General features: G+C 66.9%; 11 protein-coding genes. 7 read left to right on the top strand and 4 right to left on the bottom strand.

The annotated features are described in order from the left end of the window. Nucleotides 1-16 precede the first annotated feature (16 nt). Nucleotides 17-205 carry a hypothetical protein gene (locus DEBA_RS13720; protein WP_043814573.1) on the bottom strand — a complete coding sequence of 63 codons (189 nt, stop codon included), beginning with the start codon at nt 203-205 and terminating at the stop codon, nt 17-19. 246 nt (nt 206-451) lie between these two features. Here DEBA_RS13720 and DEBA_RS18475 point away from each other — a divergent pair, with 246 nt between their 5' ends. Continuing rightward, a complete protein-coding gene (locus DEBA_RS18475; protein WP_187288566.1) occupies nt 452-601 on the top strand; it encodes a hypothetical protein in 150 nt (49 codons plus the stop codon). Here DEBA_RS18475 and DEBA_RS13715 read toward each other — a convergent pair. Beyond that, nucleotides 598-1,431, bottom strand: coding sequence for a patatin-like phospholipase family protein (locus DEBA_RS13715; protein ID WP_013259547.1), 834 nt, complete (start codon nt 1,429-1,431; stop codon nt 598-600). The genes DEBA_RS18475 and DEBA_RS13715 overlap by 4 nt on opposite strands. Nucleotides 1,432-1,596: 165 nt before the next feature. On the opposite strand from DEBA_RS13715, the gene DEBA_RS13710 reads away from it, so the two are divergent. From DEBA_RS13710 to DEBA_RS13685, 6 genes are all read left to right on the top strand, one after another. Beyond that, nucleotides 1,597-2,238: a CBS domain-containing protein gene (locus DEBA_RS13710; protein ID WP_013259546.1), complete on the top strand. Its 642-nt coding sequence runs from the start codon at nt 1,597-1,599 to the stop codon at nt 2,236-2,238. A 10-nt stretch (nt 2,239-2,248) separates the two neighbouring features. Next, nucleotides 2,249-3,106 carry a sirohydrochlorin cobaltochelatase gene (locus tag DEBA_RS13705; RefSeq protein ID WP_013259545.1) on the top strand — a complete coding sequence of 286 codons (858 nt, stop codon included), beginning with the start codon at nt 2,249-2,251 and terminating at the stop codon, nt 3,104-3,106. Between the two features lie 157 nt (nt 3,107-3,263). Then, complete coding sequence (locus tag DEBA_RS17310) at nt 3,264-3,875, top strand: ANTAR domain-containing response regulator (RefSeq protein WP_013259544.1); 612 nt, start codon at nt 3,264-3,266, stop codon at nt 3,873-3,875. A 108-nt stretch (nt 3,876-3,983) separates the two neighbouring features. Beyond that, nucleotides 3,984-4,274: a hypothetical protein gene (locus tag DEBA_RS13695; RefSeq protein ID WP_013259543.1), complete on the top strand. Its 291-nt coding sequence runs from the start codon at nt 3,984-3,986 to the stop codon at nt 4,272-4,274. Beyond that, nucleotides 4,274-5,056 carry a Yip1 family protein gene (locus DEBA_RS13690; protein ID WP_013259542.1) on the top strand — a complete coding sequence of 261 codons (783 nt, stop codon included), beginning with the start codon at nt 4,274-4,276 and terminating at the stop codon, nt 5,054-5,056. Before DEBA_RS13695 ends, DEBA_RS13690 begins: the two co-directional genes overlap by 1 nt. Before the next feature lie 250 nt (nt 5,057-5,306). After that, entirely contained in the window at nt 5,307-6,989 is a 1,683-nt protein-coding gene (locus DEBA_RS13685) for a long-chain-fatty-acid--CoA ligase (RefSeq protein ID WP_013259541.1), read from the top strand. Between the two features lie 68 nt (nt 6,990-7,057). Here the strand turns inward: DEBA_RS13685 and DEBA_RS17305 are convergent, their stop codons facing one another. Then, nucleotides 7,058-9,043 carry a methyl-accepting chemotaxis protein gene (locus DEBA_RS17305; RefSeq protein ID WP_013259540.1) on the bottom strand — a complete coding sequence of 662 codons (1,986 nt, stop codon included), beginning with the start codon at nt 9,041-9,043 and terminating at the stop codon, nt 7,058-7,060. 300 nt (nt 9,044-9,343) lie between these two features. After that, nucleotides 9,344-11,296: an ATP-dependent DNA helicase gene (locus DEBA_RS13675; protein WP_043814569.1), complete on the bottom strand. Its 1,953-nt coding sequence runs from the start codon at nt 11,294-11,296 to the stop codon at nt 9,344-9,346. Nucleotides 11,297-11,321: the final 25 nt, after the last annotated feature.

The raw sequence follows: 11,321 nt of genomic DNA, 5'->3' as shown, positions 1-11,321 counted from the left end.
CCTTCCGCCGGGCGTTTCATTTGGCGTCCGAGGCCTCTTGCGCGCACTGGGCCAGGAGGCGCTCGGCCTCGGCCAGCTCTTCCTCGGCCCGCTCCAGGCGTTCGAGCTGCCAGGGCCGGGCCGAATGAAAGGGCATGGCCGCCCGGGCCTCGGCCAGCTCCTGGGCGCATTGTTCGCGCCGGGCCAGCAGCGTTTGTCGATCCATCGTCATTTTGCCGCCTTTTGGCGCGCCGGCATGGGCGCGGCCGATAATCCGGGGTTATACTCTGTTTAAAGATACACCTTCGCGGAGCGGAGCATGAACTTTCAGATCGACCCCGAGGCCCGGCAATGGATCATCGAGCGTGGCGGCAGCCTGATCGTCGACCCCACGCGGGGCGGCGGCTGAGGCCGCAATCCCGGGGCGCAGGCTGCGCCCGGACCGCCGCCGGCCGACTGGAAAAGCCGTTATTTGAAATCCGTTGAGGACGGGTTGGAGATCTACGCCCACATGGGCCTGCTGCAAGTGGGGCCGGCGGCGCGCGTTTCGTTGGGCGGCTTTTGGCGGCTGCGCTGGCTGAAGGTCCATGGCGTGTCCGGCCATTCGGCCTGCGCGCTTTAGCGGTCGGTGTCCAGCAGGCGGCCGAGTTGGCGTTTGAGGCGCTCCTTGGCCGGCATGGCCTGGCGGTAGATCTCGCCGGCCTTGAAAAATTCCATCACCCGCACGCCGGCCACGTCCACGTCGATGTAGACGTCGGGCCGGCGCACGCGCATTTTCTGGCGCACGATGCTCTTTTGCATGATCTGGTAGGTGTTGAACAGATAGTCGAGCATGCCCGGCTTTTCCTTGCCGGGGTGGGGCCGGCTGCCCATGACGTCGATGGCGATGGTGATGTCGCACTCGCCCTGCAACAGGTCGTAGGGCAGGGGGTTGACCGCTCCGCCGTCGATGAGCAGCAACTCGCCCATGCGCACCGGCTGGAACAGCCAGGGTATGGCCATGCTGGCCCTGATGGCCGGGCCCAGCGGGCCGGACCCGAAGACGACCTCCTCGCGGCTCCAGAAATCGGCGGCGACGACCTTCAGCGGCAGTTCCAGGTCCTCGAAATAATCGGCGGGGATGTTTTCCATGAGATAGGCCATGAAATTTTCGCCGCGCAACACGCCGCCGCCCTTGAGGGCCGGCTCGAAAAACTCCAGCAACCGGCGGCCGTCGCGGGTGAAGATCAGCTCGCGCAGGCGCACGCCGTCCTTGGAGAGCAGTTCGTCGACCGCCTCGCGGATGCGGCCCACGCCCACGCCCGAGGCGTAGGCCGCGCCGAAGACCGCGCCGATGCTGGCCCCGGCAATGCAGGCCGGCTTGAGGCCCATTTCATCCAGGGCTTCCAGCATCAGCAGGTGGGCCAGGCCCTTGGCCCCGCCGCCGCCCAGAGCCAAACCGATTTTTTTCATGCGCGTCTCCGTCGATTGTAGCCGTCGTGGGCAATCGTATAAGTCAATTGCCGCCCGCGCAATACGCCAAGGCCCTTGCCAGGCGGCGCATGGAAAAGGTAGTTAATAAATAAGGGGCAAAAACTGGGCTTTCGCGCGGCGGCCGACGCTGGGAGGCGGAAAATCATGAAGGTCAGAAACTGGATGACCCCGGACCCGATCACGGTCGGCCCGGAAACGCTTCTGATGGAAGCGCGGGAGCTGATGGACGACAACCGCATCCGCCGCCTGCCGGTGGTGGACAAAAAAGGCCGGCTGGTGGGCATGGTCACCTTGCGGCGCATCCTGGAGGCCATGCCCTCCGAGGCCACCTCGCTGAGCGTCCAGGAACGCAACTATCTGCTCTCGCGCCTGCGCGTGGGCGACATCATGCAAAAAGACCCGGTGTTCGTCTCGCCCGAGGATTTCGTCATGGATGTCATCCGCCTGGGCCAGGAGCGGGGCATCGGGGCCTTTCCGGTGGTGGACAACGGCCGTTTGGTGGGCATCGCCACCGAGACCGAGATCTTCAACGCCACCATGCATGTCATCGGCGCGCGGGCCGGCCAGTCGGTGGTGGTGCTGGAGGGCGTCGACATCCAAAACGACCTGGGGGCCATGAGCCGGATAGCGCGCATCGTGGAAAGCCACGGCGCGCCGGTGGAGGCCATCTTCAGCCTGCCCCACCGGGCCAGCCAGGGGCACAGGGTCTATATCAGGGCCAAGACCGAGCAGGCCCAAGGCCTGAAGCGCGACCTGGCCGCCGCCGGCTACAAGGTGGAGCAGTGAGCCAATCAGCATGATCCAAGACAGACCAGCCTTGTTGTTGGCCGCCCACGGGGCCGGCCGGCCCCAGGCCATGGCCGGCGTCGACAACGTCGTGGCCCTGGCCCGCGCCGCCTTTCCCCACGCCGAGGCGCGCCTGTGCCTGACCGCCGAGGCCGTGCGACGGGCCTTGGCCAAAAGCACGGGCGCCGAACCGCCGCCGGGGCCGCTGCTGGCCCTGGCCCAACTGCGCGAGGAAGGCTTCCGCGAGGTGGTCGTCCAGCCGCTGCACATCTTCGCCGGCTCGGAGTTCATGGACCTGACGGCCTTGTGCCAGGGCCTGGCCGGCGTGCAAACCCTGGACCCGGCCCATCGTCCCTTTGACCTCCTGGTCGTGGGCCGGCCCGCCTTGGGCCAGCCCGGTCCGCGTCATCCCTACCTGGAAGACATCGAACGGGCGGCCCAGGCCCTGGCCGGCGACGTGGAGATGGCCCGCGCCGAGGGCGCGGCGCTGTGCTACGCCGGCCACGGCAACAAACGCTTCTCCACCGGCGTCTACCAAGAGCTGCAAGCGCTGATGGGCCGGCTCTACCCCGAAACGCCGTGCCTGGTGGGCGCGCTGGATGGCCTGCTGGGCCTGGATCACGTGCGGCGTGGCCTGGCCGGGCTGGGCGCGGGCAAGGTGTTGCTCGTCCCGCTGCTGCTGGTGGCCGGCGGACACGCGGTGCGCGACATCTGTGGCCAGGGCGTGGATTCGTGGGCCGGGGCCCTGGCCGCCGATGGCCTGACGGTGCGTTGCCTGAGCCGTGGCCTGGGCGAGGTCGACGCCTTTGCCCGGCTCTTTATCGATCACGCCCGCGACGCCGCCCAAGACGCCGGCTTTGCGCTCTGAAGCGGGCGCATATCGGTTAGCTTTCGCCGATTAACCGAAACCGGCCGCCGCCGGTTGGCCGTTCTATTGTCTATCACGCTGCAATCAAAGGATAAAACGCCAAAGGCCCCCGTGGCTCGCAACTTGCCATGCCCTTGCCGCCAAAAGGAGGCGGCGCATGGCCAAGCAACACGTGGTGCTCATCAACAAGCCCGGCTCTCCGCTGGGCCGAGCCATCGATCAAACCCTGCACAACGACCTGGGCCTGGTGGTCTGGCAGGTCAGCCAGCCGCCGCTGCCCAAGGCGGCCGAACAGCAATCATGGGCCCTGTGGGATATCAGCGGCTATGGCCCCGACGACGCCCGCGACCTGGCCCCGGCCCTGGCCCAGGCCCAAACGCCGGTGATCCTGTTGTGCGCCAAGGTCGATCAGGCCGCCTGCGAGCTGCTGGCGACCCTGCGCGAGCCGACCCCGGACGAGCCCCGGATCATCGGCCTGGTCCACGCGCCGGAAAACTGGGCCGATTTGACCACCCTGCTGCGCCCGTCGCTGGACCATCTGGCGCTGCTGCGCGAAAAAGAGGCCGAGATAGAGCGCCTGCGCCAGGAGTTGCAAGACCGCCGCGTCATCGAGCGGGCCAAGTACGCCCTGATGGTCGCCCGCGGCGTCGACGAGGAACAGGCCTACGCCATGATCCGCCTGCACAGCCGCAACACCAACCAGCGCATGGTCGATGTGGCCAACAAGATTTTGCAGTTGAACGACAAGCTGGCTGGCCGGGGCGATTGAGCGTCGACCCGGCCCACGGCCCTTGACCGCGCCGCGCCGCGCCTTTATGCTTGAAGCGGCGAGCGAGTCGATTTTGCTTGGCGTGGAGGCGCGCCGGGAGCGGGCGAATTGGGCGACGGACAACGCATGCAAGGCCGGCCGGAATGCCATGGCCGGTTGGATGTGGTCTTTCCCGTGGGGGCCGATGGCCTGCGCGAGGTGGCGGCCGGTTGTTGGGATTGCCAGAGCCGCGTGGACTGCTTGCGCTTGGCCGTGGCCGCCGACCGCGACCAGGGCCGGCCCGATCGCCTGACGCCGGCCGGGCAAGCCAGCGAAAACAATGAACAAGCCGGAGTGGGCGGTTTTTTGCGGCGCTGGTCGCGGCTGAAAAGCCAGGCCGCAACGCGGGAGCGCGGCTGATGGCCGGGTGCTGCGCCTTTTGCGGGGCCCAGGTCGACCCCACGGCCGCGCCGGGCTCTTTGCCGGGCACGATCGTCTGCCACGTCTGCGGCCGCGAGATCGACGCGCCGGGCCAAGGGCCCACGACGGCCCCGCCGCCGTCTTCGCCGCTGGCCGCTCCCGCCACCGGGCCGTCCGGCCCAGGCCCTTGCCAGGGGCCGGCCCCGGCCTGGGAGGGCCAAGGTCCGTTGTGGCGGCGTTTGGCGCGCACCACCAGCCAGATGCTTTTTCATCCCGGCCAGACCCTGGCCACGCCGCCGCCGCCGGGCTACGCCGGGCCCCTGGGCTATGGCCTGATCCTGGGCACCTTTGGCATGGCCATGCAAGGCCTGTGGGGCCGGCTGCAAGGCGAGGCCCTGTGGGCCTCGACGGCGGGGCTGTGGCTGCTGGCCTTGGCGCCGCTGGTGGTTTTGGCCGCTTTGTTCGTGGGCGCGTGGATTTTGCACTTTGGCCTGTGGATGGTCGGCGGCGATCGTCGAGGCCTGGCCGCCACCTTCCGCTACTGCGCCTACAGCCAGGCCTCGGGCGTCTTTTACCTGCTGCCGCTGATCGGCCCACTGCTTGGCGGGGCGTGGTCGTTGGTGATCTTGCTGGTGGGCCTGGCCCGGGCTCACGATATCGCCAAGCGCCAGGTCTTTTCGGCGCTGCTGGTGATCATGTGCCTGCTTGGCGCGTTGGCCGGCGTCGTCGTCGCCGGCCTTTCGGCGCTCAAGCTGGGCCAGATGACCGGACCGCGCTTCTGATCGGGCCGCCTCTCCGCGCTATCTGTCAGTTAATATGCCGAAATCATTTGCTATTTGTCCTGGTCGCGTTGGCTTGCCATCATTGCCCTAATAATCATAAATATTAATAAGCTTGGTTGCATATCGCGGTGGCGTTCAGGCACAATGGTGCAATCGTGATCGGCGCTGCCCAACGCCGGCTGTTCATCCACCCTTGCCTTGGCAGCCTCTCCGGCGAAGTGAGACTTCACCACCAGCGGAGGACAGTTAGGTGGAACAACGCATTTGGCACAAACAGTATCGGCCCGAGACGCCAGCGGAGCTCGACCTGGAGCCGGTGACCATGCCCGAATTGCTCGCCCGGCAGGCCAAACGGATCCCCAAAAGCGACGCCATGCTCTACATGGGCAAGCATATCACTTATGAAGAATTGGATTATCTGGCCGGGCGCTTCGCCGCCGGCATGGCCGCCCTGGGCGTCGGCCGGGGCGACAGGGTGGCCGTCGCCCTGCCCAATACGCCCCAGACGGTCATCGCCCACTTCGGCCTGTGGCGCTTGGGGGCGGTGCCGGTGGCCTGCAACCCGCTCTACACCGACGCCGAGATGGAACACCAGTTCAAGTTGGCCGGGGTCGGCGCGGCGGTGGCCCTGGATCTGCTATGCCCGCGCCTGCTGGCCCTGCGGGCCAAAACCGACCTGCGCCTGCTGGTCTGTTGCCACATCAACGACTATCTGCCCTTTCCGCTGCGCCAGCTCTACCCGCTGCTCAAGCGCCAGATGTATCGCCGCTACGAGCGCCAGGCCGGCTATTGGCCCTTCATGGAAGTCATCGCCAACGCGCCCGGCGCGCACACCGGCCCGCCGCCCAAATGGGACGACCTGGCCTTGATCCCCTTCACCGGCGGCACCACCGGCGTCTCCAAGGGCGTGATGATCACCCACGCCAACGCCTCGTCCATCGTGCAGATCCTGCGGGCCTGGTTTTTCGACCTGGCCTCCCAGCCGGGCAGCGAACTCGGCGTTTTTCCGATCTTTCACATCTCGGGCTTCACGGGGGTCTTGAACACCTGCGTGATCAACGGCTGGAGCAACATCCTGGTGCCCAAGCCCGAGCCGGCCACGGCCCTGCAAATGATCATCAAATATCGCCCGGACCTGGTGCCGGCCGTGCCCACCCTCTACGTGGGCATCATGGCCCAGCCCGAGTTCGCCAAGGCCGATCTGTCGTTCGTCAAGGGCTTTTTCTCGGGGGCCGCGCCGCTGGCCGTCGACACCATCCACGACCTCAAGGCAGCCACCGGCGGCGACATCATGGAGGTCTACGGCATGACCGAGTCGTGCGCCCTGATCACCGCCACGCCCTGGCGCGGCAAGCTCAAGCCCGGCAGCGTGGGCGTGCCGCTGCCCAACACCGACGTCAAACTGGTGGACATGGAAGACGGCAAGACCATCGTGCCCGTGGGCGAACCGGGCGAGATCGCCTTCCGGGGGCCCCAGATGTGCGCCGGCTACTACAACATGCCCGCCGAGACGGCCCACGCCATCCGCGACGGCTGGTTCCACACCGGCGACGTGGCCAAGATGGACGAGGACGGCTTCCTTTTCATCGTCGATCGCACCAAGGACATGATCGTGGCCTCGGGCTTCAACATCTATCCCCGCGAGATCGACGAGGTGCTTTTCGAGCATCCGGCGGTGCTGGAGGCCTGTGCGGTGGGCGTGCCCGACGACTATCGCGGCGAAACGGTCAAGGCCTTCGTGGTGCTCAACCGCGGCATGAAGGCCACGCCCGAGGAACTGGACCAGTGGTGTCGCCAGCGCCTGACGCCCTACAAGGCGCCCAAGCTCTACGAGTTCGTCGAGAGCCTGCCCAAGAGCGCCGTGGGTAAGATCCTGCGCCGCGAGCTGCGCGACCGCGAATGGGCCAAGTCCGGCCGCCAACGCAACGTTTGAACGAGGCCGCGCGCCCAAAAAAATCCGGGCCCACCAAGGGCCCGGATTTTTTTGGGCGCGCTGGGCGGTTAGAAGTCGGCGAAATCGTCCTCGTCGTCCTTGGCCGGCTTGGCCGGCTGGGCCGGCTGGGCCGGCGTGGGCAAGCGGGGCGCGTCGCTGACCGGCAGGGCGGCGGGGGCGGACGGCGCGGACGGCGCGGCGGCCTGGATGCGCCGTTGGGCTTGGGCCGGGCGCTGGCCCTGGTCGCCGCCGACCATGCGGGCCAGTCCGTCGATCAGTTCGAGCATGGAGTTGGATTGGGCGGCGAGTTGCTCGGAGGCGGCGGCCGACTGCTCGGCGCTGGCCGCGTTGTGCTGGGTGATGCGGTCCATGGAGCTGATGGCCGAGTTGACCTGGCCGATGCCCTGGGATTGTTCCTTGGAGGCGGCGGCCACCTCGGCCACCAGGTGGGCCACCTTCTGGGCGATGCCCTCCACGCTGGCGAAGGCGCTCTCGGTGTCGACCATGAGGGAGGCGCCCCTCTTGATGTTGTTGATGTTGCCCTCGATGAGGGTCTGGGTGTTTTTGGCCGCCTCGGCGGCGCGCATGGCCAGGTTGCGCACTTCCTCGGCCACCACGGCGAAGCCGGCGCCGGCCTCGCCGGCCCGGGCGGCCTCCACCGCGGCGTTCAAGGCCAGCAGGTTGGTCTGGAAGGCGATCTCGTCGATGGTCTTGATGATCTTGACGGTCTGGTCGGAGGCCTGGTTGATCTGGTCGATGGCCCCCTTGAGCTGGGCCACGTAGCCATTGGCGTTGCTGATGAGCTGGGCGGCCTGGGCCATGAGCGTGTCGGTCTCTTGGGCGTGCTCGGCGTTCTGGTCGGTCATGGAGGCCATTTGCTCCATGGCCGCGCTGGTTTCCTCGATGCTGGAGGCCTGATGGGAAGCGCCCTCGGCCAGGGATTGGCTGGCGTTGTTGACCTCGGAGGCGGCGGCGGTGACCTGGGTCGCGCCCTCGCTGAGGCCGGTGATGGCCTTGCGGATGGGCCCGGCGATGCCGCGGGTCAGCAGCCAGGCCAGGATCAGGCCCACGGCCACGCCGACAACGGCGGTGACGATGATCATCACCACGGCCCTTGTCATGGAATTATATAGTTCTTCAGTGTACTTAGCCTGGACGGGATAGACTTTGGCGTCTACTTCCGCGGCCACCTTGCTGATGTGCTGCTCAATGCCTTGCTGGCGTTCGGTGAATTTGGTCAGCTCGACAAAGGCGTCTTCGTAGCCCTGCAGGGCGCTGTCGAACTGGTCGATGACCGCCAGATCCTCGGGCGCGGTGAGGGCCTGGCGCAGGTTGGCGATGTCGGCCTTGATCTTTTGGAAGTCGTTGTAGTGGGCGTCCTTGAGCGCGGCGGTGGGCGTGAGGATGTAGCTTTTTTCGAGCTGGCGCGAATCCATCAGCAGCAGGATCATGTCGTTGGCTAGGCCGGCGGTCTGCCATTTTTTGTTCAGCAATTCCACCGATTCCTTCTGGATGCGCTCCATGCGGTCGATGTCGATGCTCAGGATGGCGTCGGCCATGTCGGCGGTGGCGGCGTCGTTGGCCTTTTGCAACTGCTCCTTTTGCATGGCCACGATCTTTTGGCAAAAATCAACGGCCTGGGCCGCCTTGTCGTCCATGGAGCGCTGGGCGGCTTTCTTTTTGCGCGCCAGATCAAGGTAGGTCTGCAAATCGGTCTTGATGGCGGCCAACTCCTTGCTGGCCCACTCGATCATGCCCAGGGTCTCCTGGTCGGTGAAGGCCTCGCGGCCCTGGCTGACGCCGCGGTCGATGTTTTCGTAATAACGGGCGGCCTTTTCGATCTGAGCCTCATCGCCGGAGATCATGAAGCGCTTGTGATGCAAGTCCAGGCCCACCGCGCCCGTGGCCAGCGAGATCATCGAGCCGGTTTTTTGGAGGATGCCGCCCGCGCCGATGATGGCCGTCAAACCAACCACGGCCACCACGCACAAGATGGCGATCAGGAGGCCAAAGCCGCTGAACATCTTGCCTGTCAACTTCATGTGCTTGAACATTGTCTTCTCCTTGCGATCAAGCAGTGCTGTGTTGCCCTCTAATTTAATGAAGACAGCCATCGAACAAGCGCGGCGGTGGGGCGGCCGGCTGGCGGGCGGCGAGGCGTCCGTTGACCGAAATTACGCGCGTAATAACGAACTTAGCTATACTAATTAAGGCAGGAAAGAAAAGTCAAACGTGAAATCGGCCAAAATTCAGAACAATGAACACACGTTACCAATTGGGTACGATATCTGCCTACCGCCATTTATAGTATAGCAGAGGACGGAGGCGTCGCCAAAGGCCTTGCGAACGTTTGTTCAGTTTTGTGATGGTGGTTCGGCCTGACGCCCGGCGAAAAAACGCGCCACGTCGGCCAGGTCACTGGTCAGGGGGGCCGGCGCCAGGGCCTTGAGGAAACGTCGGCCGTAGGGTTTGGTCAGCAGGCGGTTGTCCAGGACGGCCAGCACGCCGCGGTCGTGGGGCGTGCGCAGCAGGCGGCCCAGGCCCTGTTTGAGGCCGAGGATGGCTTCCGGCACCATCAGGTGGGCGAAGCCGTTGTGGCCGCGCGACTCCAAAAGGGCCATGCGCGCGGCCACCAGCGGGTCGTCGGGCGGGGCAAAGGGCAGCTTGTCGACGATCACCGCGCTCAGGGCCGGGCCGGGCACGTCCACCCCTTGCCAAAAGCTGGCGGTGGCGAAAAGCACGCTGGGCGAAAGCTCGACAAAGCGCCGCAACAGCTCCAGACGCGGGGCCTGGCCTTGCACCAGGCAGGCGTACTCCAACTCGGGCGTGAGCATGGCGCTGACCGCCTCCATGTTGCGGTGGCTGGTGAACAGCACGAAGGCCCGGCCCCGGCTCAGGCGCAGGATGGCGCGCACCTGCTCGGCCACGGCCGAGGTGAAGGCCGAGTCGGCCGGCATGGGCATGCGGCGGGGCACGTAGAGGATCGACTGCCTGGCCTGGTCGAAGGGAGATCCGACGATGTGCCGCCGGGTCTCCTCCGGCAGGCCCAGGCGGCGGATCATCGGGCCCAGGTCGTCGCCGGCGGCCATGGTGGCGCTGGTGAAGACCAGGCGGCCGATTTCCTGATACAGGGCGTGCTCCAGGTGGGGGCCCACCTCCACCGGCGATAGATTGATGGCCACGCCCCGGCCGCGCCGCTCGATCCAGGCCACGGTGTGGCCCGGCGCGGGGGCGACGGCCGCTTGCAGATCCATGGCCACGGCCCCGGCCCGAGCGGCGATGGACTTGGCCTCCTCGCCCTCCAGGCGACTCACGGCCTGGGCCAGTTCCTCCAGCGCCGCGCCCAGGGCCCCGGCCAGCGGCGCGATGCGCGCCAGTTCATCGGGCCCCAGGCCACGGTGCCCGCTGGGGCCGGCCAGAGCCCGCAGCGCGCCGAAGAACTCCCGGCCCTCTTGCTCCACCGCGCGGGCCGCCTGGTCCATCCGCTGGTCGGGGCCGACCTCGCGGGTCATGTCCTTGAGCAGCACGCTCAGGCGGCGTTCGGAGACGCCCACCCCGAAGATGGCCGTGGCCACCTCGGGCAGCATGTGGGCCTCGTCGAAGATCACGGCCTGATAGCGGGGCAGGGCCTCGCCGCGCCCCTCGGCCTTCAGGCGCAGGTCGGCCAGGAACAGATGGTGGTTGACCACCACGATGTCGGCCTCGGCGGCGCGGCGGCGGGCTTCCATCAGCGGGCAGTCTTCGCGATGCTCGCAACGGCCACCCAGGCATTGCTCGGCGTTGGCGGTTATCTCGGCCAGCAGGGCCTCGCCGACGGCCTCGCCGCGCACTTCATCCAGATCGCCGCTTTGGCTGCGCCGCCGCCAGGACTCCAAGGCGGCCAGACCCGAAAGCGCGCCGGGCAGCCCCAGGTCGGGCTGGGCGGCAAAGGCCAGATAACGTCGCGGACAGAGATAATTGCCCCGGCCCTTGAGCACCGCCCAGCGCAGGCCAGGGGCCACGACGCGGCCCAGCAGGGGCAGTTCCTTTTGCGCCACCTGGTCTTGCAGGGTTTTGGTGCCGGTGCTGACAACGGTCTTGAGGCCGCTGGCCACCACCGGCGTCAGATAAGCCAGGGTTTTGCCCGTGCCCGTGCCGGCCTCGACCATCAGAGGCGTTTGCTCGGTCAGGGCCTGGGCCACGGCCTGGGCCATGATCAGTTGGCCTTGGCGCGGCGCGAAGTCTTCCAAGGCGGCCGCCAAGGGGCCGGTGGAGCCCAACGCAAGGGCGCTGGCCCGCTGGAGATCTGGTTTTGTTCCTTCATTCACAGGGTTAGGCCCCGGCCGGCTGTGC

This window comes from Desulfarculus baarsii DSM 2075 (genome assembly GCF_000143965.1).
Classification (GTDB): Bacteria; Desulfobacterota; Desulfarculia; order Desulfarculales; family Desulfarculaceae; genus Desulfarculus; species Desulfarculus baarsii.
This window is presented reverse-complemented; position numbering and strand designations above follow the sequence as displayed.

Bases quoted from the DNA above. Each gene is read 5' to 3' on its own strand.
- DEBA_RS13715 (WP_013259547.1), bottom strand. From the start codon at position 1,431: ATGAAAAAAATCGGTTTGGCTCTGGGCGGCGGCGGGGCCAAGGGCCTG.
- DEBA_RS17310 (WP_013259544.1), top strand. From the start codon at position 3,264: ATGGCCAAGCAACACGTGGTGCTCATCAACAAGCCCGGCTCTCCGCTG.
- DEBA_RS13705 (WP_013259545.1), top strand. From the start codon at position 2,249: ATGATCCAAGACAGACCAGCCTTGTTGTTGGCCGCCCACGGGGCCGGC.
- DEBA_RS13690 (WP_013259542.1), top strand. From the start codon at position 4,274: ATGGCCGGGTGCTGCGCCTTTTGCGGGGCCCAGGTCGACCCCACGGCC.
- DEBA_RS13710 (WP_013259546.1), top strand. From the start codon at position 1,597: ATGAAGGTCAGAAACTGGATGACCCCGGACCCGATCACGGTCGGCCCG.
- DEBA_RS17305 (WP_013259540.1), bottom strand. From the start codon at position 9,043: ATGTTCAAGCACATGAAGTTGACAGGCAAGATGTTCAGCGGCTTTGGC.
- DEBA_RS13720 (WP_043814573.1), bottom strand. From the start codon at position 205: ATGGATCGACAAACGCTGCTGGCCCGGCGCGAACAATGCGCCCAGGAG.